Below are 21,732 nucleotides of genomic sequence, written 5' to 3'. Positions count from 1 at the left end.
TCAGCGCGCCGCCAGCGCCTGCGCCAGGTCTGCTGGCGGGGCGGCTTCGGGCCAGGTCGGCACGCCCTCGGGCAGCGTCAGCCACGGCTGTTTCCGCTTCACCCAGATGTGGGCAGCGATGTGCAGTTCATCGCTTCGGTCCAGCGTGCCAGCGCGCACCACCGCGATGCCCGGCCGGGCACTGTTCGAGTTGTAGATGCGGGTGTGGCAGGTGCCGCAGATCCGCTGCGTCGAGATCCTGCCGCTGGGCGTCGTGAACTCGAAGATCACTACCGGACCGGTCACGTCCAGCGCTGCCTCGGGCACGAAGGCCTGCTGGCTGAAGGCGCTGCCGCTCCAGGTCTGGCAGTCGCTGCAGTGGCAGGCATACGTCGGCGGAAGCGCGTCCAGCGCGAGCGTGTAGCGCACTGCGCCGCACCGGCATCCACCTCGAATCCCGCTCATCGCGACCGCCTCTCATGCTTCGGATGGCCGCGATTTGAACGTCAATGCCCGGGCACCGTCAATGGCTGGGCACACCGGTTGCCGCCGCATCGCATGCACCGGTCGCCCGGTGCGCCACTCCAGGGACTTGCGCCATGCATTCGCTTCACTTCACACGTCTTCTCGCGTTGCTTGCGGCCGCCGTTGCCGCAGTTTCCGCCCCGGCCCAGCAAGGCGACGGCACGCAGGAGCGCATCCGCGCCAACGTCTTCAAGCCCGCCAAGGTCAACGCGACGCCGGATCGCATCGCCGCGTTGAAGCTGCCGAAGGGCTTCAAGGTGTCGGTATTCGCCGATGGGCTGAAGAACGCCCGCATCGTCGCGGTCGCGCCTGACGGCACGGTTTACCTGAGCCGGCGCGACCAGGGCGACGTGCTGATGCTGAAGGACGCCAACGGCGACGGCCATGCCGATGGCCCGCCGGTCAAGGTGGCCAGCCGGCCGGGCGCGCATGGCCTGGCCATCCACGACGGCAAGCTCTACCTCGCGACGGTGAAGGAGATCTTCGTCGCGCCGATCCAGCCCGACGGCACGCTCGGCGCGGTCGAGATGATCGTCGGCGACCTGCCCGATGCCGGCCAGCATGCCAACCGCACGATCGCGTTCGGGCCGGACAACATGCTGTACATCAGCGTCGGCTCCACATGCAATGCCTGCAACGAGAGCAACCCGGAGAACGCCACGTTGTTGCGGGCGTCGGCCGACGGCAGGAGCCGCACGATCTTCGCGACCGGCCTGCGCAACACCATCGGCTTCGGCTGGCATCCCGCCACCGGCGAGCTGTGGGGCATGGACCATGGCATCGACTTCCTCGGCGACGAGGTGCAGCCCGAGGAACTGAACCGGATCGAGGCTGGCCGGCAATACGGCTGGCCGCACGTCTGGGGCGCGGGCGAGTTCAACCCGCAGAGCACGCCGGTCGGCGACATCGGCAAGGCGCAATGGAAGGCGCTGAGCACGCCGATGGCGATGGGCTACACGGCACATGCGGCGCCGATGCAGATGGTGTTCTACCCGGGCGGCTCGTTCCCGGCGGAGTACACCGGCGATGCGTTCGTCACGATGCGCGGTTCATGGAACCGCAACCCGGCGTCCGGCTACGAGATCGTGCGGATCCGCTTCTCGAACGGCGCGCCGCAGCGCTTCGAGCCGTTCGCGACCGGCTTCCTGACCGACGGCGGCAGGACGCACATCGCCCGGCCGGTGGGCCTCGCGGTGGCGAAGGACGGCGCGCTGTTGATGGCCGACGATGCGAATGGCGTGCTGTACCGCATCGCCTACACGGGCGCGTCATCGGCCGCTGCTGCGGCGGCGACGCCTCCCGACGGGCCGATGCGGGCCCAGGCCACGCGCGGCATCGGCGTGCCGCTCGCGAAAGACCGCGATGAAACCCGCGCCACGGCAGCGATGACCGTGTCGTCCGTGAGCTTCGGCCCGGGTGCTGCGGTGCCACTGAAGCACAGCGAGTACGCCGACGGCCTCTCGCCGCACCTGCAATGGACGCCGGTGCCGAACGCGAAGTCCTACGCCATCGTGATGGAAGACCCCGACGCGAAGCCGATCACGCCCTTCGTTCACTGGCTCGCCTGGAACATCCCGGCCAGCACGCTGATGCTGCCCGAAGGCCTGCAGGAGCAGCCGCGCCTCACCGATCCGGACGGCATGTTGCAAGGGCGCACAAGCCGCGGTTCACCGGGCTACTACGGGCCGCGGCCGCCGGTGGGCGACCCGCCGCACCACTACCACGTCCAGGTCTTCGCACTCGATTCGACGCTCGAGGTGCAGCCGGGAGCCGACCGCGACACGCTGCTGGCGGCGATGAAGGGGCACGTGCTGGCGAAGGGCGAGCTGGTCGGCGAGTTCCAGCAGACCGTGAAGCCCCTCAGGTAGCCGAAGGGCTTCACGGAGCTTGCCGTCAATGCGCGCTGCCCGGCTCGGCCATCTTGCGGTGCTGCTCCGCGAGCACCGATGCGGGCGTGACGCCGGCCAGCGCGACCTGCACCTTGTTCTTCCAGCCGGCGACGACATCGCCTTCGCCGGCCTGCATCGCCTCGAAGCCCAGCTTCGCGACGTCGGCCGGATCGGCCTTGCTGTCGGTCGCGACCTTGGTGTCGAGCATGTCGGCGCGGGCGAAGAATTCCGTGTCGGTGGGGCCGGGCATCAGGCAGGTCACCGTGACGCCGGTGTCCTTCAGCTCGTTGCGCAGCGCCCACGAGAACGAATCGATGAAGGCCTTGCTGCCGTTGTAGACCGCCTGGAAGGTGCCGGGCATGAAGCCGGCGATCGAACCGGTGATCAGGATCTTTCCGCGGCGGGCTTCCCTCATGCGCACGCCGACCTCGTGGATCAGGCAGACGGTGCCGGTGATGTTGGTGTCGATCACGTTGCGGATGTCGTCCAGCGTCTGCTCGAGGAAGGCGCGGCCCAGGCCGTGGCCGGCGTTGGCAAGCAGCGCGTCGACCGGCCGGCCGCCGATGGCCGACAGCAGGGTCTCGACGCCGGCGCGCGTGGCCAGGTCTGTCTGCACGGTGGTGACCTGGGCGCCGAGCCGCTGCACGGCGTCGGATGCCGGCTGCAGATCGCGGTCGGCGGCGAGGATCAGGTCGTGGCCGTTCTTCGCGCACTGCTTGGCGAGTTCGAGCCCGATGCCGGACGATGCGCCGGTGACGACGGCGAGGGGATGAGCGAGGGTGGTGGTCATGGCGACTCCTGTTGAACAAGGACACGAGTGCGCCATGCTCGGCCTCGGTGCCCGGCCTGTGAGTCAGGCGGATGGGCGTCTGCGGGTAGGAGAGTTCAACCCCGCATGCAGGATCGGTGCGGCGCACGGCTCGCAGTGAATCGACCGACACATCCCTCGCACCATGGCCACCACGACCCCCCCACGCAAGCGCACCGGCAAGCTCTCGGAGCCGTCCGTCGAGGCGAGCCCGACCGTGCTGCTGATGGTGGACTTCATCAACCCGCTGTCGTTCGACGGCGCCGAGCAGCTCGCGCCCTGCGCGTTGCGTGCCGCGGCCGCTACCGCGCGCCTGCGGCGCGAACTGGCGGCGCGCAGCAAGCGCATGCCGCTGTGCATCTATGCGAACGACAACTACGGCGTCTGGCGATCCGACTTCAAGGCCTTGTGGCTGCGTTGCTCGCGGATGCCGGGAGAAGCCGGGCGCATGGCGCGGATCCTCAAGCCGAAGCCCGGCGACTGCACCGTGCTGAAGCCGCGCCATTCGGCGTTCTACGAGACGCCGCTCGACATCCTGCTGCGCCAGGTCCGGTGCAAGCGGCTGATCGTGACCGGCCTCGCCGCCGACAGCTGCGTGCTGTTCACCGCGATGGATGCGTATGTGCGCGGCTACGAGCTGTGGGTGCCATCGGACTGCGTCGCCAGCGAAACGGCCGAGGCCGCGAGCTACGCGCTGGGCCACATGGAACGCGTGCTGAAGGCGGCGGTCAGCCCGGCGTTCCAGCCGCAGGCCCACGCCACGCCCGGGGCATCGCTGCGGGCCCGTCAGGCCAGCCAGGCCGGAGGCACCTCGGTCATGGCGGCAAGCGGCCGGGCTTCGTGAGCAGCATGCTGCAACGCGGCATCTTCCGACGGAAACTCGCCCTCGAGCAGCATCGTCCGCTCGTAGGTGTTTTCGCCCTGGTCCCACCACGCGGTCAGCTCAGCCTCCCAGCGGCCGTTGCCCACGGGGTGTGCGGCCGGCCGCAATGTCATGGCCTTGCCTTCGATGTCCTGCGCGGGGTCGCCCCCGGTCTTGCCGTCAGTCATGGCCTTGGCGGACGTTGTCCAGCGCGGTATCGCTTTGCTCCTTCTGCCGGCGTGCGCTGTCGCGTGCCGCGTCGCCGTCTTGCGCGGTCTCGCCTGGCGCTCTGGTCAGTTCGTCGCCGCTGCCCGGCTTGTCCGGTTGCAGCGGTTCGGCCCGCGGCGGCTTGCGCGCGGAAGGGGTGCGGTCCTGGTTCATGCGGTGCCCTCGCAGGTTGCAGGCCACCCGGCGTGGGCGGCCCTTGCCGCAATCGGGCAAGCGGCGTTCCTGACCGGCCGACAGCAGGTATGGTTCAGGCGATGAAACACAGCGAACCCGATTTCCTTCACCACCTGCGCGCCGAGCTGTCGAACGGTCGCATCTGGTTCGACCGCGCCATCGTGCTCGGCTACGCGGTGGCTGCCGGCCTGTCCGTCGTGGCCTTCACGCTCGCGAGCGACGCGGTCTCCGGCCTGTTTCTGCAGTACCACCGCGGCTGGCCGTGGGCCGTGCTGCTGACGACGCCGCTGCTCACGGCCGGCATCGTCTGGCTCACGATCCGCTGGTTCCCGGGCGCCTCGGGGTCCGGCATTCCGCAGATCAAGGCGGCGCTGGACCCGGCGCTGCCTGAAGAGCGCCGCGCGCTGTTCGCGTCGCTGCGCCTGACCGTGGCCAAGATCGGCCTCGGCGTCGCAGGCTTCGCGGCCGGCCTGTCGATCGGCCGCGAAGGGCCGTCGGTGCAGGTGGCCGCCGGCGTGATGCAGGACGCCCGGCGCTGGCTCTCGCCCGGCACGGCGATCGACGGCCGCGCGCTGCTGGTGGCCGGCGGCGCGGCCGGCATCGCGGCGGCCTTCAACGCCCCGCTGGCCGGCGTGGTGTTCGCGATCGAGGAGCTGTCGGGCCGGCTCGAAGCGCGCTCCAGCGGGCTGATCATCACCGCCATCGTGCTGGCCGGCCTGGTGGGCGTGTCGGTGTTCGGCAATGCCAGCTACTTCGGCGTGATCAGGGTGCCGCGGCTCGGCTGGGATGCGCTGTGGCCCGGGCTGCTGGTCACGCTGCTGAGCGGCGCGGCCGGCGGGCTGTTCGCACGGCTGCTGATCGCGTCGTTGACCGGTGCGCCGGGCCGCCTGAATGCGCTGCGGGCGCGCTTTCCGGTGCGCTTCGCGGCCGCCGGCGGGCTGGCGGTGGCCGTCATCGGGCTGGTGTGCGGCGGTGTCACGTTCGGCGCCGGCTCCGAGGCGGTCAAGCAGATGCTGAACGGGCACGACGAACTGACGCCGCTGTACACCGGGCTGAAGTTCATCGCCACCTGGCTGACCGCCTGGTGCGGCGTGCCGGGCGGCATCTTCGCGCCGTCGCTGGCCATCGGCGCCGGCATCGGCGATGCGGTGGCCCGGCTGGCCAGCAGCGAGCTCGGGCCGGCGCTGATCGCGATGGGCATGGCCGGCTTCCTGGCTGCCGTCACGCAGGCGCCGCTGACCGCCTTCATCATCGTGATGGAGATGGTCGACGGCCACTCGATGGTGCTCAGCCTGATGGCCTCGGCGATGCTGGCCAGCCTGGTGTCGCGCATGATCAGCCGGCCGCTCTACGACACGCTGGCGCACCACATGGTCGACAAGGCCGTCACTTCAGCTTGATGACGACCTTTCCCTTGGCCCGACCGGACACGACATGGGCGATCGCGTCGTTCGTGGCGGCGAACGGAAAGACCTTGTCGATCACCGGCCGGATGGCGCCGGCTTCGATCAGGCGGGTGATCTGCTGCAGCTGGCTGCCATCGGCCTTCATGAAGAGAAAGGCGTAGCCGATCCCGCGCGCCTTCGCCCGGCGCCGGACGCCGAAGCTCAACAGCCGCATCACCAGCTTCACGAAACCGGGTGCCGCGATGTCCCTGCCGAACTCCGGATCGGGCGGCCCGGAGATGGAGATCAGCTTGCCGCCGGCCTTCAGCACCCGAAGGGATTTCTCGAGCGTCTTGCCGTCCTGGCTGTTCAGCACCACGTCCTGCTCGCGCAGCACGTCTTCGAAGTCCTGCGTCCTGTAGTCGACGACGACATCGGCGCCCAACCTCTTCACGAGCGCGATGTTCGCCGCGCTCGTCGTGGTCGCGACCGTCGCGCCGAGGTGCTTGGCCAACTGGATCGCGAAGGTGCCGACGCCGCCGGAGCCGGCCTGGATGAAGACCTTCTGCCCCTTTTTGAGCGAGGCCTTCTCGACCAGCGCCTGCCACGCGGTCAGCCCCACCAGCGGGATCGACGCCGCTTCCTCCATCGTCAGGCCCTGGGGCTTGAGCGCCAACGAGGCTTCCTTGACCGGCACGAACTCGGCGAAGGTGCCGATGCGGAAATCGTCCGTGCGCGCATAGACCTCGTCGCCCGGTTTGAACTGCCGCACCCGCGGTCCGACCTTGACCACGACGCCGGCGACGTCGTGGCCGAGGACCAGCGGCATCCGATACGGCAGGATCAGCTTGAACTCGCCGTCGCGGATCTTGGCGTCGAGCAGGTTCACGCCGGCGGCATGGACCTCGACCAGGACTTCGTCGTCGCGCAGCGCCGGGGTCGGCAGTTCCGCCAGTTTCAGGGCGCGCTGTTTGCCGTAGCGCTCGAGGATGAATGCTTTCATGGGGTTCCTTGCAGTGAATTTCGAATGACGATCATCATGTGTTCAGGCGAAAAAAACCGGACCCGCGTGCGGATCCATCTGCCGACGGGGCTCAAGGGCTCAGTCGCTTCAGCGCCGTCTGGCGCAGGTCGTGAGACAACGCGGGGTCATCGACGGCGCGGGCCAGCAGCATGGCACCGACCATCGTCGAGATGGTGACGAGCGCGCGCTCGTGGGCCGCGGGCTGTCCCCAGTCGGGCAACTGGCGCGCCAGCAGGTCGATCATTTCCTTGATGTACCGGGTGGTCGCGCGACGCACTTCCGGCGCCTGGCGCGAGGTCTCCGACCCCAGCGCGACCAGCGGGCAGCCTCGTTCGGCGTTCTCCAGGTGCTCGCTGGAAAGATAGGCCCCGAGCATCGACGCCAGCGCCAGGTCGGCCGGCACGCTGGCCACCACGTCGGCCGCCGCCGCGGACGACTCCGCGCAGGCCTGCGCCGACGCTTCGGCCAGCATGGCTTCGCGGGAAGCGAAGTGGGCGTAGAACGCGCCGTGCGTCAGCCCGGCCTCTTTCATGATGTCGGCGACGCCGGTGCCGTCATAGCCGCTGCGGCGGATGGCACGGGCGGCCACCGCCACGATGCGCTCGTGCGTGGCCTCCTTGGCGGCGGCTCGGGCGCTGGTCGTCGAATTTCGCATGACGATCATCATACACAATTGATCGCTGGCCTGCAATGCGATTTCGCGCAGGACCTGGAAGCCGCGTTGCCGATGCTGCTGCGGAGCCTGTCGCCGGACTGAGGGACCGGCGACAGCCCGGCTAGCGCGGCGACGTCCCGCCGGCGATCCGATCGAGCGTCGCCACCGCGTCGTTCGGCAGGCGCAGCTCGGCCGCCGCCAGGTTCTCGCGCAGGTGCCCGACCGACGACGTGCCCGGGATCAGCAGGATGTTCGGCGCGCGTTGCAGCAGCCACGCGAGCGCCACCTGCATCGGCGTCGCGCCGAGGGCGTTCGCCACCTCGGACAGCGCCGTCGACTGCAGCGGGCTGAAGCCGCCGAGCGGGAAGAACGGCACGTAGGCGGTGCCGTGCCGCGCCAGCTCGTCGACCAGCGCGTCGTCGTCGCGGTGCGCGAGGTTGTACAGGTTCTGCACGCAGGCGATCGTGCAGACCTTCCGGCCGTCGGCCACCTGGGTCGGCGTCACGTTGCTCAGGCCGATGTGGCGCACCAGGCCCCGCTGCTGCAATTCGGCCAGCGCGCTGAGCGGCTCTTCGAGCGAGCCCTCGACCGGCCCGTGCACGTCGAGCATGCTGCGCAGGTTGACGACCTCCAGCACATCGAGGCCGAGGTGGCGCAGGTTGTCGTGCACCGCCTGTGTCAGCTGCTGGCGCGAGAGGGCCGGGTTCCACGAGCCGTCGTCGCCGCGCAGCGCGCCGACCTTGGTGACGATGACCAGGTCGTCGCGGTACGGGTGCAGCGCCTCGCGGATGATCTGGTTGGTGATGTGCGGGCCGTAGAAGTCGCTGGTGTCGATGTGGTTCACGCCGCTGTCCACCGCGGCGCGCAGCACCGCGACCGCGCCGGCCCGGTCCTTCGGCGGACCGAAGACGCCCTTGCCGGCGAGCTGCATCGCGCCGTAGCCCAAGCGGGTGACGGCACGTGTGCCGAGCTTGAATGTTCCTGCCTTGTTGATGTCGGTCATGGTCGTTTCCTTTCGTGTGACCACGAATCTATCGGCCATCGACTGCAACGATAAGATGGCTCAATCGGCACAGGCTGTACGGAATCTCGAACAATGGCGGTCGACCTCGGTGATCTCACGGCCTTGTTGGCCGTTGCGCGGGCAGGGGGGTTCCGCGACGCGGCGCGCGCCACCGGCAGCAGCGCGTCGAGCCTCAGCGAGGCCGTGCGCCGGCTCGAAACCCGGCTCGGCGTGCGGCTGCTGCACCGCACCACCCGCAGCGTGGCGCCCACCGAAGCCGGCGCGCGGCTGATCGATCGGCTGGAACCGGCGCTGGTCGAGGTCGAAGCGTCGCTCGACGTGGTCAACGGCTTTCGCGACCGGCCGGCCGGCACGCTGCGGCTGAACGTGCCGATCAGTGCGGTGCGGCTGGTGCTGCCGCGCATCGTGCCGGCGTTCCTCGCGGCCTACCCCGACATCCGCCTCGACATCGTGGCCGAAGACAGCTTCGTCGACGTGCTGGCCGCCGGCTGCGACGCCGGCATCCGCTACGACGAGCGGCTCGAGCAGGACATGATCGCGGTGCCGATCGGCCCGCGAGTGCAGCGCTTCGCGGCGGCGGCCTCGCCGGCGTACCTCGACCGCTGCGGCCGCCCCGAGCATCCGCGCGAGTTGCTGGCCCACGCCTGCCTGCGCGGCCGCTTCAGCAGCGGCGCGATGCCGCCGTGGGAGTTCGAGCGCGACGGCGAACTGCTGAAGGTCGACCCCACCGGTCCGCTGGTCGTGCGCCTCGGCGCGGCCACCGACCTGGCGGTCGACGCCGCGGTGGCCGGCACCGGCGTGATCTACCTGTTCGAGGACTGGTTGCGGCCGGCGCTCGACAGCGGCGCGCTCGAACCGGTGCTGCAGCCGTGGTGGCCGTCGTTCACCGGTCCGTTCCTCTACTACCCGAGCCGGCGCTACCTGCCGGCGCCGTTGCGCGCGTTCGTCGATTTCATCGGCGGGAAGCGGCCGGAGGCTGCCGCGGTTCCCTGACAATGCTGCCGATGAAAGCAGCCCACGCGCTCGCCGTGCTGACGGCGCTTCTCGCTTCAGCGTGCTCGCCTTTCGAGGACCGGGTGTCCGCGACGATCGGCGCAGCGGCGCGTGCCGAGCACGCGCAGGAGATCCGCATCGCGTCGATCACCGATTTCAAGTGGGACACGATGCTCGTGTTCGACGCCTACGCGCCGCGTGCCTACGTCTGCCAGGCGCTGGCGGTGCCGGCCGGCGACTGCGCCAGCGTGGTCCCGTTCGAGTCGGTCGACGACGGCATCATGAGCCTGGCCTTCGTCTCGGACGGGAAGGTGGTGCGCTACGTCCGGCATGGCCGCCGCAACGGCGACTTCGCGCCGAGCCCGAAGGGGCAGGCGATCCCGGCGTCGAAGGCGGTGTTCAAGGTCGTGCTGTCGGATCCCGAACCCGATGGCCGGCGCCGGGTCCGGCTGGTGTTGAGCGAGGCCTGACGGCCCTCAGCCGCGCGACTGGATCATCTTCCAGCCGTTCCCCGACGGATCGCGGAAGCCGGCATCCACCGTGCCGTAGCGCTCGATCGGCTCCTGCGTGAACTCCACGCCGCGGCCGAGCATGCGGTCATAGGCGGCACGGCAATCGTCCACCTTCAGTACCAGCGGCGGCATGCCGCCCTTGGCGACGATCGCGCGCAGTGCCTGCGCGGTCTCGGCGTCGTGCACCGGCGCGCCGGGCACGCTCAGCCCGAGCTGGAACGACGGCTGGTCCGGGTGCTGCACCGTGAGCCAGCGGTAGTCGCCGTTGCGCACGTCGGTGTGGACGCGAAAGCCGATCTTGTCGACATAGAACTTGAGCGCTTCATCCTGGTCGCGCACATACAGGCTGACCACCTCGATGCCTTGGGTCATGGAACTTCCTTTTCGCCGGAGCTGTTGCTGAAGGCGTCGTTTATAGCGGCCACCTCCCGCCGCCGCTTCTCCGAAACTGCGATCGTCAGGTCCGGCCGGTGCGCCGCGCCCAGCACGCAGGCGGGCACGCGGCCGGGCTCCTGCACTGCCGCCCGCGCGCGCGAACGCACCGCGCTCGGGCTCTCGCCGGTGATGTCGCGGAAGGTCCGTCCGAAGGTGCCCAGGCTCTCCCAGCCGGTCTGGAACGCGATCTCGGTGATCGGCAGTTCGGTCTCGCGCAGCAGCGCGGTCGCCCGCTCGATGCGCCGCGTCAGCAGGTAACGGTGCGGCGGCGTGCCGAAGGCCTGCTTGAACGAGCGCGCGAAATGCGCCTCGGAGACCTCGCTGACGCGGGCCAGCCGCTCCACCGGCCAGGCCTCGTGCGACGCGGCGTCCATGCGGTCCTTCGCGCGCAGCAGGCGGCGCAGCAGCTCGGGGTCCTGGCTTGGCGACAGCTCACTCATGCGGCGGCATTGTGCCGCCCTGCGGGAGCGCTCGCCGGCTCATCCATCGCCATGCGGATCGCGAGCGCGCCGAGCAGCAGCGCCACGCCCAGCAGCCCGGTGCCGGCCCACCACTGCTGGTCGACCAGGTAGTTCACGCACAGCCGGCTCTCGCTCTCGCGGTACAGCAGCCCGGCGGTCGCCATCATCCAGGCCAGGTTGAACAGCACGAACAGCCGCAGCTCGCGGGGCCAGCGCTGCAGCGCACGCGCCAGCACGGCGCCGGCCGCCAGCCAGTTCAGCGCCTTCGCGAGTGCGATCCAGGGGTCCAGCAGCGCCAGGTCGAGCGCCACCGGCAGCATCCAGAGCGCGCTGGTGAGCATCACCAGCACCGCGCTCGACAAACCCTCGACATCCCAGCGTGAATCGCGGCCTGCCGCGCGCGGCCGCTGCGCGGCGGCGGCCCAGCCGACGGCGAGCAGCAGCGGAAACTCCACCAGCATGTGCAGCGCCATGCTCGCTTCCAGCAGGTGACGCAGCGGCGGCGCGAGCAGCAGCGGCACCGCCACGGCGAGCACCGCGATGCGAGAGATGTTCGGCGCTTGGTTCACGGTGCGGCCTCTGCCAGGCGCTGTGCCGCCGCGAGCGCCTGCGGCCAGTCGTCGTAATCGAACACCTCGCGCAGCCGGCCATTGCCGTCGAGCAGGTGGATCGCGCCGTTGTGCACATAGCCGCCGAAGCCGTCAGGCACCGCGACCACGCCGAGCTCGCCCAGCAGGCGTTGCGAATCGGCGGCTGCCGGCACGCCGATCCACCACTGCGCCGGCGCGGCGTGGTGCTGCGTGGCGTAGCCGGCCAGCGCGGGCACGTCGTCGCGCGCGGTGTCGAACGACAACGACAGCAACTGCACCGGTGCTTCGCTGCGCGCCAGTTCCTCCTGCATGCGCTGGTATTCCGAACCCAGTGCCTGGCAGATGCCCGGGCAGCGGGTGTAGATGAAATCGACAAGGAAGGCGCGCGGCGCCGCGCCCTGCGCCCACAGCGTGCGCCGGCTGCCGTCGCTCAGCGTCGCGGCGAGCGGCGAGGCCTGCAGCAGGCCCTGCTGCGCCTGCGCGCGCCGCAGCGATTCGAAGGTCCACAGCTCGAAGCCGTTGCTGATGCGTGCGATCGCGCCGATGAAATGCGCCAGCAGCACACTGCAGCACAGCAGCGTGGGCCACAGCGGCCGGTGCGGGGCGAGGGGAGGGGCGGGGCCGTTCACGTCCGTCGTCCACGCCGGCTCAGGGTGCGACCCACACGTCCGGCTCATGGCCGATGGCCACGCCGTCGCGCATCACGAACTTCGGGAACTCGCCGAAGAAGCCGTGGAACAGGTTGCGGCCGATGCCGTGCGCAGTGCGCTGGAGTTCTTCGGCGACCTCGCTCGAGAACAGCCGGTCGGTGTGGCGGTGCCACAGCGTGATCCAGCGCAGGAAGTGCTCGGGCCGCACGCCGTCGATCGCCATGTGCTTGCCGTACACGTTGCCGCGGAAGGTTCGCGTGCCCAGCATCACCGTGCTCCAGAACTCGACCAGCCGATCGAGGTGCACGCTCCAGTCGTCGCCGATCACCCGGTTGAACACCGGCGCGAGCAGGTCGTCGCGCCGCACGTCGGCGTAGAAGTCGTGCACCAGGGTCTCGACGCCGGCGCGGTCCAGCGCGTGGGCGCTCAGGTCTTCACTCATGAGGGGGAAGCTCCTTGTCGCCCGCGAAGCTCTCGCTGCGGGCCTGGGTCTGTTCGCGCACCTGGGCCACGGTGGCGGCCGTCACGGCCGCCGCGCTGTTGCCCCATTGGCTGCGCACATGGCTCAGCACCGCGGCGATCTGCGCGTCGCTCAGCTGGGCCTTGAAGGCGGGCATCGCGCCGTTGTAGACCGTGCCCTTCACCGTCACCGCGCCGGTGATGCCGTGCAGCACGATCGCGGCGGCCGTCGTGTCCTTGCCGGCCACCCATTCGCTGCCAGCCAGCGGCGGGAACACGCCGGGCAGGCCGAGACCGGTCGGCTGGTGGCAGGCGGCGCACAGCGACGCATAGAGCGCGCCGCCATCCACCGCGGCGCCGGCGGTCTTGGCCTCGCCTTCGAGGTCGGCGCGGCTGCGGCCATCGCCCCAGGCCGACGGCGTGTCGATGTGCGAACCGGCGATGTAGACGACGCCGAAGCCCACCAGCAGCGTCACCAGCATCAGCAGCGGCCACGGGATCGGGTTGCGCTCCTCGTGCGGGTCGGGGTTCTCGCGCCGTTGTTGGGGGGGCGTGTTCGAGTCCATGGCTGTCCTCCTCGTCAGCGGGTCGTTGCGGAGGCCGCGGGTGCAGGCGCCGCCAGCACCGGGTAGCTGCGGTCCAGCGATTTCAGGTACGCGACCAGGTCGAGCGCTTCCCTGCTCGCGATCACCGCCTTGCCGCCGGGCGCATAGCCGGCCGGCACGCGGACCTCGACATCGCCGGGCTCGGGCTTGTCCTTCAGCTCGAACATGAACGGGTAGCTCGGCATGATGCTGCCGCGCACATAGGCGCGCGGCTGGAACAGGTGCCCCAGGTGCCACTGGTCGCTCGGCTGGCGCACGCCGATGTTCATCAGGTCGGGGCCGGTGCGCATCGTGCCGAGCAGGTGCGGCGCGTCGTAGGCATAGTCGCCGGCCACCGTCGCGCGGCCCCAGCCGCGCTGGAAGTCGGGTGCGAACTCGCGGGCCCGCGGCTGCTGCGAATGGCAGTAGACGCAGCCGTTGCGGATGTATTCCTCGCGGCCGCGCAGCTGGGCGCTGGTGTAGGGCTTCAGGCCGGCGACCGGCGGTGCGTCGCGCACCGTCATGTACGGGATCACGACCAGCGCGCTGGTCGCGATGCCCAGCATCGTCATGCCACCGGCGAGCAGGCTGACTTCGTTCTTCATGGCGTTGTCCGTTGAGGTGCTGCAGAGGGCATCAGGCGATTTCCAGGCGGGCCGGCGCGCCGCGCTGCGGCGACCGGTCCATCAGCAGCCGCACGAAATGCAGCACGAACACCAGGTGGCCGGCCACCATCAGCGCGCCGCCGATGCTGCGGCCCTTCAGGTAGGGCAGCGTCAGCGCCACCGATTCCATGAACGGCCGGCTCGCATCGAGCATCGCCTTGCCCTGCAGCCAGCCGCCGATGCTCAGCGACACGAAGTACACCGTGATGCCGATCGCCGACAGCCAGAAGTGCGCCGCGATCAGCGCCGGCGACGGCCATTCCTTCGCGGTGATGCGCGGCACGATGAAGTAGATCGCGCCGAAGAACACCATCGTCACGAAGCCGTACAGCCCGAGGTGCGCATGCGCCACCGTGTAGTGCGTGAAGTGCGTGACGACGTTGACGCTGCGCAGCGCCTCGTACGAGCCCTGGATCGAGCTGGCGGTGTACATCAGCCCGCCGAAGCCGATGAAGCGCAGCGTCGGCGACCAGCGCAGCGCCTGCAGGTGGCCCTTCAGCGTCTGGTGCTGGTTGACGGTGAAGGCCACCACCGGCACGACCATCATCACGCTCTGCACGATCGACAGCGTGACCATCCAGCCCGGCACCGGCCCGCCGATCAGGTGGTGGCCGCCGACCTGGCCGTAGAAGAATGCCAGGCCCCAGAAGCCCAGCAGCGACAGGTTGTACGACTGCACCGGCCGGCCGATGATCTTCGGCAGGAAGTAGTACACCGACGCCAGTGCGAGCGGCGTGTAGAACAGGCCCAGCACGTTGTGGCCGAACCACCAGTTCATCGTCGCCTGCTCGACACCATGGTGCAGGCCCGGAACGTTCGCGACGAAGAACAGCACCGGGAACCAGAACAGCGCGCAGCCCATGTACCAGACCGAGACGTACAGGTGGTCGACGCGGCGGCGCAGCAGCGTCAGCACCAGCGGCACACCCACCAGGGCGCCGCCGGCGACGAACAGCATGTCGATCTGCCACGGGATCTCCAGCCATTCGAGGCCGTCGCTGACGCCCACCGCGATGCTGCCGAGCCCGGCGATCAGCGCGGCGTTCCACAAGGCCGCGCCGAGGAAGGCGTAGCGCGCGCCGACCAGCTCGGTCTTCAGCAGCCGCGGGATCACGAACAGCGCGATGCCCAGGCCCGCCATCGGCGCCCAGCCGTAGGCCACCGCATTCAGGTGGATGGTGCGGATGCGGCCGAACGTCAGCCAGGCCTGCGACACCAGCCAGTCCGGCTCGTGCAGCTTGATCGATGCGGTGAGGCCGGCCGCCGACGCGACCAGCAGCCACGCGAACGCGCAGCAGAAAAAGAAGAACACCAGCGGCGCGGTGGAGGCATCGGCCTTCAGCCGGTCGGCCAGCTCGGGCAGGGCCGAGTCGGCGGTGGGCGCCTGGTCGATGCGTGCGCGCTGGGCGGCGCTCAGCGACGGGTCTTCGGGCGAGCCGATCTCGCCAGGCGCGAAGATCACTTCGGCGCCGCGGGCGTTCTGGTCGAGCAGGCCGCTGCGCTGGCTCCAGATGAAGACCAGCAGCGCGACGACCGACAGGACGAAGGCCGACAACAGGATGGCGACGGTGCTCATGGGGCTCTCCTCGGAGGTGGGGTGCGCATCAGCGGTCCTGGCCATCCAGGCACGTCGAACACCGCCACGGCAGGGCTTATTAATGCATTTGAAAAGCATCTTAAAGCCGGCGATCCGCTGCTGGCAAGCCAGGCGGGTATGCCACTTTGTCCCACCCTAAAGTAAACTTCACGTGCCTTTTTTGCTGGAACGTGCTGTGCGCCTGACCGTCTACACCGACTACACGCTGCGCGTGATGATGTACCTCGCAGTGGCGTGGCCGACGGGTCGCGTCTCGACCATCGACGAGATCGCCGGGGCCTACGACATCTCGCGCAACCACCTGACCAAGATCGTCCACGAGCTGGGGCTGAACGGCTTCATCGTGACGACGCGCGGCCGCGCCGGCGGCGCGACGCTGGCCCGGCCGCCGGACGAGATCTCGGTCGGCGACATCGTGCGCATGGCCGAAAAGGATTTCTCGGTCGTCGCCTGCCACGACACCTCGGTGGCGCACGGCTGCCAGATCTTCGCGGCCTGCAACCTGAAGCGCGGCCTCGCGCGGGCGGTCGGTGCGTTCATGGCCGAGCTCGATGCGATGACGCTGAAGGACGCGATCTCCGCGCCCACCGTCGCGGCCGGCCTGCTGGGCCTGGCGCCGCGCGCGCAGCCGATCAAGGTCGCGCGCGCGCCGCGCCGGACGGCGGCGGGTTGATCCGGCGCGTCAGCCCGGTTGCTTCGTGACGCGCAGGTAGGGCTTCGCCGCCTTCCAGCCGCCCGGGAACATCGCCTTCGCGTCTTCGTCGCTGACCGATGGCACGATGATCACGTCGTCGCCCGGCTGCCAGTTCACCGGCGTCGCGACCTTGTGCTTCGCGGTCAGCTGCATCGAATCGAGCACGCGCAGGATCTCGTCGAAGTTGCGGCCGGTCGTCATCGGGTAGGTCAGCATCAGCTTGATGCGCTTGTCCGGGCCGACGATGAAGACCGAGCGCACCGTCGCGTTGGTGGCCGCGGTGCGGCCCTCGAAGGTTCCTTCTTCGTCGGCCGGCAGCATGTTGTAGAGCTTGGCCACCGCGAGGTCGTGGTCGCCGATCATCGGGTAGCGGGGCAGGTGGCCCTGGGTCTCCTCGATGTCGGCGGCCCACTTCGCGTGGTTGTCGACCGAGTCGACGCTCAGCCCCATCAGCTTGGCGTTGCGCTTCGTGAACTCGGGTTCGATGCGCGCCATGTAGCCGAGCTCGGTGGTGCAGACCGGCGTGAAGTCCTTCGGGTGCGAGAACAGGATGGCCCAGCTGTCGCCGATCCACTCGTGGAAGCGGATCGTGCCGCGGGTGGTCTGGGCGGTGAAGTCGGGGGCGATGTCGTTGATGCGCAAGCTCATGGTGATCTCCGTTTGAAAAGTGGGGCAGGGTGGGAAAGCAAGCTCATGCAGGTCATGCGGGCAGGGGCGTGCCCGCCTCGAGGCTGGGCACGTCGGTCAGCACGCCCGCCCAGACCTGCGGCGGCGCAGCACGCCGCGCCACCGGCAGGTACTGCGCCCATTGGGCGGGGGTGCAGAGGGTTTTCAGCGAATGCAGGAACACCCGCGTGGCGCCCACCGGGGTGTTCTTCGCGCTGCCGAAGGTGGCCAGCGACTGCACGCCATGGGCCACGAAGTGTTCGAAGCCGCCGTGGGCGATGCCGGCCGACAGGCACCAGCTCGCGAACAGCGGCGCCTTCGGCGCCGGCAGGCGGGCCACCAGCGGCATCATGATGTCCTCCTCGTGCAGCAGGTGGAACTCGGCGAACGCGCGGTAGGCCATGAAGGCGTCAAGCACCGCGGCGGCGCCGTCGTGCAGGGCCTGGGTCACGGCATGCTGCGCCGCATGCTCCCGCACATGCTCGTCCTTGAACGCTGCCGCCCCGGCGGCGCCGTTGAAATGGAAGTCCAGCATCGCCGCGCTGCCGCCGCCGGCGCCCGGCACGCCGTCTTCCATCGCGGCATGCACCGCGATCGCCGCGGTGTAGGCCTGCCACGCGGTCGCGAAGCCGGCCAGGTCGCCTGATCCGGCGAGCGGCGCCAGCACCTTGGCCAGGTCGTTGCGCAGCACCTCGTGGTAGTTGCGCATCACGGCCGGCACGGAGACGTCGGGTTCGGTCATGTCGGGCTCCTCGGGGTGCGTGGTTTCGATGGAATGGATTCTGGGGATCGTCGCGCCGGAAGTCCTTCAGCGCATCTTCAAAGTTGTTAAACAGGCAGCCGCGGGTCGGCGCGGCGCTGGCTTAAGCTTCGGCCGCAACCACACAGGGAAGGGACCGAGTTGGCACGAACCGAACGCACCGCCGCGCTGGCGCAGCCGCTGCGCTTCGGGCCTGCCGGCCGCTTCGAGTTGCGGCCCGCCGAATACCGGCTTCTGGTGGACGGCCAGCCGGCCACACTGGGCGGCCGCGCGCTCGACCTGCTGATGGCGCTGGCCACGCGCCCCGGCCAGCTGCTGACCAAGGGCGAACTGCTCGACCTCGTCTGGCCCGGGCTGGTCGTCGAAGAGAACAACCTGCGGGTGCAGGTCAACACGCTGCGCCGACTGCTCGGCGAAGACGTCATCGCGACGGTGCCGGGGCGCGGCTATCGTTTCAGTGTCGCCGTGCAGGCAGGGCCACAGGCTGCTCCCGCTGCGGTGCAGGCAGCCGAGTCGCCGGCGGCGGCAGGTGCCGCCTCGCCACACCTGTTCGGCCGCGATGCCGACCTCGCCCGGCTGGAGGCGCTGCTGCAAACCGATGGCGGCTGCATTACGCTGGCCGGCATGCCCGGCGTCGGCAAGAGCAGCCTGGCGCGCGTGGCGCGGGCCCGCTGGCCGGGCCGCAGCGCCTGGGTCGACCTGGCGCCGCTGACGCATGGGAGCCAGGTGGCCGGCGCCATCGCGCGTGCATTGGACGGCCAGGCGGGCGACGGCGACCTCGCCGCGCAGTTGCCGGGTTTCGTGCCGCAGGGCGAGCGCTGGCTGCTGGTGCTCGACAACGCCGAGCACCTGATCGAGCACTGTGCCGGGTGTGCGGCCGAGCTGCGCGCCGTGGCGCAGCTGCGCCTGCTGGTCACCAGCCAGCTGCCGCTGGCGGTGGGAGGCGAACAGGTGCTGCGGCTGGAGCCGCTGCAGGTGGGCGCGACGGCCGGCTCGGCCGCGTCGCCCGACGGTGCGCTGGCGATGCTGATCGAGCGCATCGGCGCGGCCGACCGCCGCTTCCCGATCGCGTCGGCGAACTGGCCGCTGCTGGAGGCCTTGTGCCGCCAGCTCGACGGCCTTCCGCTGGCGCTGGAGATGGCGGCCGCGCGCGTGCCGCTGATGGGCTTGCAGGCGGTGCACGACGCGCTGGCCGAGCGCTTCGCGCTGCTGTCGCGCGGCCGCCGCGATTCGCCGGCGCGCCACCGCACGCTGCGCGATGCGCTGGACTGGAGCTACGGCCTGCTGGGGGCGCCGGAGCAGAAGTTGTTTCGCGCGCTGGGCGTGTTTGCCGGCGGCTTCACGCTCGACCTGGCGGTCACGCTCACCGCCGACGAGCATGTGATGCGCTGGGACGTGGTCGACGGGCTGGCGACGCTGGTCGAGCGCTCGCTGGTCACCGTCAGCGGCGAAGACCCGCCGCGCTACCGGTTGCTCGAGACGATGCGCGCGCATGCGATCGAGAAGCTGGCGTCGTCGTCCGCGGAAGGGGGGCCCGGCGAGGGCCAGTCGCTGCGCCGGCGCCATGCGTCGGCGGTGCTGGCGCTGTTCACCCGCGGCGAGCAGGACGCGCAGTGCCTCGCCGAGATGGACAACGCCCGTGAAGCCTTCCTGTGGGCGCGCGACAACGAGCTGGCGATGGCGGTGCAGCTGAGCGCGTGGGCGGCCCACGAGGTCGGCTTCACGATCTGGCGCCAGGAGGTGACGGAGTGGATGCTGTCGATGCAGCCGGTGATGCAGCAGGCGGCCGGCGAGGCCTTGCCGCTGCCGGTGCGGGCGTTCTGGTGGTCGATGCTGACCTACGTCCTGAACGTGCGCCGCGACCCGGCCGGCCGCGTCGCCGCGAGGCATGCGGTGTCGCTGTGGCAGCAGCTCGACGAACCCGACCGGCTGCAGGCGGCGCTCGCGAACTGGGTGCGCGCGATCACCGAGCCGGGCGCCGAGCTCGACGAGGCGTGCGCCGCGTTGCAGCAGGCCGCGGCGACGGTCGCGGATTCGCCGCGCACCCGGCTGCGCACGAACGGCGCGCTGGCCGAAGCGGCGCGCCTGCGGGGCGACATGCAGGCCTTGCTGGCCTGCCGCGAGCAGGAGCTTGCGATGTCGCGCGAACTGGGCTGGGGCGACATGGCGCAGGCGGCGGAGAGCAACGTCTGCGCGGCGCTGGTCGCGTTGGGCCGGCATGCCGAGGCGGCAACGCGGGGACAGGCGCTGCTGCAGCGCATCGACGCCGACGGTGGCGACACCAACGGCAGCCTGCCCTGGGCCCTGAACGTGCTGATCGAAGCGCGGGTGCTGCTCGGCCAGGCGGCCGAGGCCCGGGCGCTGGTGCCGCGGTCGCTGGCGGCGGCCCGGCGCTTCGGCACCACGGTGGCCTGGCAGGGCGTGTTGCTGCTGTTGCTGGAGCAGCAGCGGTTCGAGGTCGCCGGTCGACTGGTGGGGCATGTGAGCCGCTTGTGGACCTTGCGCGGTGCGTCGCCCGACCGCGACGAGCGGGCCCGGCTCGCGCAGGCGGAGGTCGCGGTGCGCGAGCGTCTGGGCGCCGAGGTGGCGGCCGCCCTGGCCGCAGAGGGACGGGGGCTCGGCGCTGACGCCGCGGCGGCGCTCGCGGAGGGCGGCTGACACGGCGGCCGTCGCCGGGGGCTTGGCGAGAAGATCATGGCTTCGCGGCCCGCGGACGGGTCCGGCCTCCAAAAAACAGCCCATCGGCACATAGACTACCGGTCATCCCATTTTCCGATCCACGTCAGGACCATCGAGATGACCGAACTGAAGGGTATGTCGTACGCCGAGCTCCGCGCTCTGCTGGAAGAAACCGAGGCCGCGCTGGCGTCGAAACGCACCGAGGAGCTGAAAGTCCTGGCTGACGGCTATGCCAAGAAGCTGCAGATGGGCGGCTTCAGCATCGCCGAAGGGATCGAGGCGCTGAAGCCCTACCTGCCCGCGAAGGCCGCCAAGGCGCCGTCGGCCCCCGGCGATGAGCGCAAGGCGAAGTACGCGAACCCGGCCGACCCGACGCAGACCTGGGTCGGGCTGGGCAAGCCGCCCCAGTGGTTCCGCGACCAGATCGCGAACGGCCGTGCCCGCGAGGACATGCAGATTCCCTGACCCATCGAGAGGACACCCATGAGCATCGACACGCTGGCCGTCTGGCACGAGCTCGTCGCGACGCGCAACGCGAAGGGCCTGGGAGCACTGCTCTCGGACCAGGTGGTCTTCCACTCGCCGGTGGTGCACACGCCGCAGGTCGGCAAGGCCGTCACGGCGCAGTACCTCGGCGCGGCCTTCCACGTCTTCTTCAACGAGACGTTCAAGTACGTGCGAGAGATCGTCGGCCCACGGGATGCCGTGCTGGAGTTCCAGGTGGACATCGACGGCATCGCCGTCAACGGCGTCGACATGCTGAAGTGGGACGACGAAGGCCGGATCGTCGAGTTCAAGGTGCTGATCCGGCCGCTGAAGGCGATCAATCTGATTCACCAGAAGATGGGCGCGATGCTGCAGGCGCAGCAGTAGCTTCGGTGGCCTGCAGGAAGTCTTCCAGCGGCGGGTGCACGACGTTGCCTGCGTAGTTCGTCAGCGTCGACGCGGCGACGACGCCGATGAGTTCCAGCAGCTGGTCGGGCCGGTAGCCCGCCGCGTCGAAACCGGCCCGGGCGGCTGCGTCGAGCTGTCCCCGGTTCTCGATCAACGATCTGGCGACCGCCGACAGCGCCGCGTGCCGGCTGTCGGCCGGTGCCCGATGCGCCCGGAGCGCGTCGACATCGGCCTGGGACACGCCTTGCGAGAGCGCCAGGTGCGTGTGGAACCCGATGGCCCAGCGGCTGCGGTTGGTCAGCGCATTCGTCAGCAGCAGCACCTGGATTTCTGCCTCGCTGAAGCTGCCGGCATGCACGTTCTGGAACAGGCCGACGAAGCCCTTGATCAGGACCGGCGACTCGGCCATCGCCCGCGCCAGGTTCGGCACGAAGCCGAACACCTCGTCGAGCGCGCGCAGCGGCGCCTTCGACGCCTCGGGGGCGGATTGCGGGGAATGGAGGGTGAAGTTCGACATGGAGGCTGCCTTTCAGTTGACGA

27 protein-coding genes are annotated in these 21,732 nt (G+C 70.0%); 9 read left to right on the top strand and 18 right to left on the bottom strand.

Annotated features, from left to right (window positions below; translation table 11 throughout):
* A complete protein-coding gene (locus tag ASC98_RS26575) occupies positions 1–444 on the bottom strand; it encodes a GFA family protein (RefSeq protein ID WP_056808730.1) in 444 nt (147 codons plus the stop codon).
* Between the two features lie 134 nt (positions 445–578).
* On the opposite strand from ASC98_RS26575, the gene ASC98_RS26570 reads away from it, so the two are divergent.
* Positions 579–2,372: a YbhB/YbcL family Raf kinase inhibitor-like protein gene (locus ASC98_RS26570; RefSeq protein ID WP_056808731.1), complete on the top strand. Its 1,794-nt coding sequence runs from the start codon at positions 579–581 to the stop codon at positions 2,370–2,372.
* A gap of 25 nt (positions 2,373–2,397) precedes the next feature.
* Here ASC98_RS26570 and ASC98_RS26565 read toward each other — a convergent pair whose 3' ends face one another.
* Positions 2,398–3,183, bottom strand: a complete 786-nt coding sequence (locus tag ASC98_RS26565; RefSeq protein WP_056808732.1) for an SDR family oxidoreductase — start codon at positions 3,181–3,183, stop codon at positions 2,398–2,400.
* 163 nt (positions 3,184–3,346) lie between these two features.
* Here ASC98_RS26565 and ASC98_RS26560 point away from each other — a divergent pair, with 163 nt between their 5' ends.
* Positions 3,347–4,045, top strand: coding sequence for a cysteine hydrolase family protein (locus ASC98_RS26560; RefSeq protein WP_082542281.1), 699 nt, complete (start codon positions 3,347–3,349; stop codon positions 4,043–4,045).
* Here ASC98_RS26560 and ASC98_RS26555 read toward each other — a convergent pair.
* Both ASC98_RS26555 and ASC98_RS26550 read right to left on the bottom strand, forming a co-directional pair.
* The gene (locus ASC98_RS26555) at positions 3,988–4,251 is read right to left on the bottom strand and encodes a hypothetical protein (RefSeq protein WP_056820576.1); all 264 of its coding nucleotides are present in this window, start codon (positions 4,249–4,251) and stop codon (positions 3,988–3,990) included. The genes ASC98_RS26560 and ASC98_RS26555 overlap by 58 nt on opposite strands.
* Positions 4,244–4,444: a hypothetical protein gene (locus ASC98_RS26550; RefSeq protein ID WP_056820574.1), complete on the bottom strand. Its 201-nt coding sequence runs from the start codon at positions 4,442–4,444 to the stop codon at positions 4,244–4,246. Before ASC98_RS26550 ends, ASC98_RS26555 begins: the two co-directional genes overlap by 8 nt.
* A 101-nt stretch (positions 4,445–4,545) precedes the next feature.
* Here ASC98_RS26550 and ASC98_RS26545 point away from each other — a divergent pair, with 101 nt between their 5' ends.
* The gene (locus ASC98_RS26545) at positions 4,546–5,865 is read left to right on the top strand and encodes a chloride channel protein (protein ID WP_056809214.1); all 1,320 of its coding nucleotides are present in this window, start codon (positions 4,546–4,548) and stop codon (positions 5,863–5,865) included.
* Here ASC98_RS26545 and ASC98_RS26540 read toward each other — a convergent pair.
* The 3 genes from ASC98_RS26540 to ASC98_RS26530 all read right to left on the bottom strand — a co-directional run bounded on the left by ASC98_RS26540 (position 5,852) and on the right by ASC98_RS26530 (position 8,532).
* Entirely contained in the window at positions 5,852–6,853 is a 1,002-nt protein-coding gene (locus tag ASC98_RS26540; protein ID WP_056808734.1) for an NADP-dependent oxidoreductase, read from the bottom strand. The genes ASC98_RS26545 and ASC98_RS26540 overlap by 14 nt on opposite strands.
* A 91-nt stretch (positions 6,854–6,944) precedes the next feature.
* Positions 6,945–7,541 carry a TetR/AcrR family transcriptional regulator gene (locus tag ASC98_RS26535; RefSeq protein ID WP_056808735.1) on the bottom strand — a complete coding sequence of 199 codons (597 nt, stop codon included), beginning with the start codon at positions 7,539–7,541 and terminating at the stop codon, positions 6,945–6,947.
* Positions 7,542–7,650: 109 nt separating this feature from the next.
* Positions 7,651–8,532, bottom strand: coding sequence for an aldo/keto reductase family oxidoreductase (locus tag ASC98_RS26530; RefSeq protein WP_056808736.1), 882 nt, complete (start codon positions 8,530–8,532; stop codon positions 7,651–7,653).
* A gap of 93 nt (positions 8,533–8,625) precedes the next feature.
* Here ASC98_RS26530 and ASC98_RS26525 point away from each other — a divergent pair, with 93 nt between their 5' ends.
* Both ASC98_RS26525 and ASC98_RS26520 read left to right on the top strand, forming a co-directional pair.
* Entirely contained in the window at positions 8,626–9,546 is a 921-nt protein-coding gene (locus tag ASC98_RS26525; protein ID WP_056808737.1) for a LysR family transcriptional regulator, read from the top strand.
* Between the two features lie 11 nt (positions 9,547–9,557).
* Positions 9,558–10,016 carry a hypothetical protein gene (locus ASC98_RS26520; protein ID WP_157598268.1) on the top strand — a complete coding sequence of 153 codons (459 nt, stop codon included), beginning with the start codon at positions 9,558–9,560 and terminating at the stop codon, positions 10,014–10,016.
* Between the two features lie 6 nt (positions 10,017–10,022).
* On the opposite strand, the gene ASC98_RS26515 is transcribed toward ASC98_RS26520, so the two are convergent.
* The 8 genes from ASC98_RS26515 to ASC98_RS26480 are packed head-to-tail and all read right to left on the bottom strand — an operon-like array spanning position 10,023 to position 15,478.
* A complete protein-coding gene (locus ASC98_RS26515; protein WP_056808739.1) occupies positions 10,023–10,430 on the bottom strand; it encodes a VOC family protein in 408 nt (135 codons plus the stop codon).
* On the bottom strand, positions 10,427–10,933 hold the full coding sequence (locus ASC98_RS26510; RefSeq protein WP_056808740.1) for a helix-turn-helix domain-containing protein: 507 nt from the start codon (positions 10,931–10,933) through the stop codon (positions 10,427–10,429). Before ASC98_RS26510 ends, ASC98_RS26515 begins: the two co-directional genes overlap by 4 nt.
* Complete coding sequence (locus ASC98_RS26505) at positions 10,930–11,523, bottom strand: hypothetical protein (RefSeq protein ID WP_056808741.1); 594 nt, start codon at positions 11,521–11,523, stop codon at positions 10,930–10,932. Before ASC98_RS26505 ends, ASC98_RS26510 begins: the two co-directional genes overlap by 4 nt.
* Positions 11,520–12,173, bottom strand: a complete 654-nt coding sequence (locus tag ASC98_RS26500) for an SCO family protein (RefSeq protein ID WP_162249354.1) — start codon at positions 12,171–12,173, stop codon at positions 11,520–11,522. The genes ASC98_RS26505 and ASC98_RS26500 overlap by 4 nt, the downstream gene beginning before the upstream one ends.
* Before the next feature lie 19 nt (positions 12,174–12,192).
* Complete coding sequence (locus ASC98_RS26495) at positions 12,193–12,636, bottom strand: group III truncated hemoglobin (RefSeq protein WP_056808743.1); 444 nt, start codon at positions 12,634–12,636, stop codon at positions 12,193–12,195.
* On the bottom strand, positions 12,629–13,219 hold the full coding sequence (locus tag ASC98_RS26490) for a cytochrome c (protein ID WP_056808744.1): 591 nt from the start codon (positions 13,217–13,219) through the stop codon (positions 12,629–12,631). Before ASC98_RS26490 ends, ASC98_RS26495 begins: the two co-directional genes overlap by 8 nt.
* 14 nt (positions 13,220–13,233) lie before the next feature.
* Positions 13,234–13,842, bottom strand: a complete 609-nt coding sequence (locus ASC98_RS26485; RefSeq protein ID WP_056808745.1) for a cbb3-type cytochrome c oxidase subunit II — start codon at positions 13,840–13,842, stop codon at positions 13,234–13,236.
* Positions 13,843–13,873: 31 nt separating this feature from the next.
* Positions 13,874–15,478: a cbb3-type cytochrome c oxidase subunit I gene (locus ASC98_RS26480; protein WP_056808746.1), complete on the bottom strand. Its 1,605-nt coding sequence runs from the start codon at positions 15,476–15,478 to the stop codon at positions 13,874–13,876.
* 196 nt (positions 15,479–15,674) lie between these two features.
* Between ASC98_RS26480 and ASC98_RS26475 the strand changes: the two genes are divergently transcribed.
* A complete protein-coding gene (locus ASC98_RS26475; RefSeq protein ID WP_056808747.1) occupies positions 15,675–16,172 on the top strand; it encodes an Rrf2 family transcriptional regulator in 498 nt (165 codons plus the stop codon).
* 9 nt (positions 16,173–16,181) lie between these two features.
* On the opposite strand, the gene ASC98_RS26470 is transcribed toward ASC98_RS26475, so the two are convergent.
* Positions 16,182–16,841 carry a peroxiredoxin gene (locus ASC98_RS26470; protein WP_056808748.1) on the bottom strand — a complete coding sequence of 220 codons (660 nt, stop codon included), beginning with the start codon at positions 16,839–16,841 and terminating at the stop codon, positions 16,182–16,184.
* A gap of 52 nt (positions 16,842–16,893) precedes the next feature.
* A complete protein-coding gene (locus ASC98_RS26465) occupies positions 16,894–17,601 on the bottom strand; it encodes a hypothetical protein (protein ID WP_056808749.1) in 708 nt (235 codons plus the stop codon).
* A 159-nt stretch (positions 17,602–17,760) separates the two neighbouring features.
* Between ASC98_RS26465 and ASC98_RS26460 the strand changes: the two genes are divergently transcribed.
* The 3 genes from ASC98_RS26460 to ASC98_RS26450 all read left to right on the top strand — a co-directional run bounded on the left by ASC98_RS26460 (position 17,761) and on the right by ASC98_RS26450 (position 21,171).
* Complete coding sequence (locus tag ASC98_RS26460) at positions 17,761–20,277, top strand: winged helix-turn-helix domain-containing protein (protein ID WP_056808750.1); 2,517 nt, start codon at positions 17,761–17,763, stop codon at positions 20,275–20,277.
* A gap of 138 nt (positions 20,278–20,415) precedes the next feature.
* On the top strand, positions 20,416–20,763 hold the full coding sequence (locus ASC98_RS26455) for an H-NS family nucleoid-associated regulatory protein (RefSeq protein ID WP_056808751.1): 348 nt from the start codon (positions 20,416–20,418) through the stop codon (positions 20,761–20,763).
* Positions 20,764–20,781: 18 nt separating this feature from the next.
* Entirely contained in the window at positions 20,782–21,171 is a 390-nt protein-coding gene (locus ASC98_RS26450) for a nuclear transport factor 2 family protein (RefSeq protein WP_056808752.1), read from the top strand.
* Here the strand turns inward: ASC98_RS26450 and ASC98_RS26445 are convergent.
* Positions 21,122–21,709 carry a carboxymuconolactone decarboxylase family protein gene (locus ASC98_RS26445; RefSeq protein ID WP_056808753.1) on the bottom strand — a complete coding sequence of 196 codons (588 nt, stop codon included), beginning with the start codon at positions 21,707–21,709 and terminating at the stop codon, positions 21,122–21,124. The genes ASC98_RS26450 and ASC98_RS26445 overlap by 50 nt on opposite strands.
* Positions 21,710–21,732 lie beyond the last annotated feature (23 nt).

This window comes from Rhizobacter sp. Root1238 (assembly GCF_001425825.1).
GTDB lineage: Bacteria > Pseudomonadota > Gammaproteobacteria > Burkholderiales > Burkholderiaceae_C > Rhizobacter.
This window is presented reverse-complemented; position numbering and strand designations above follow the sequence as displayed.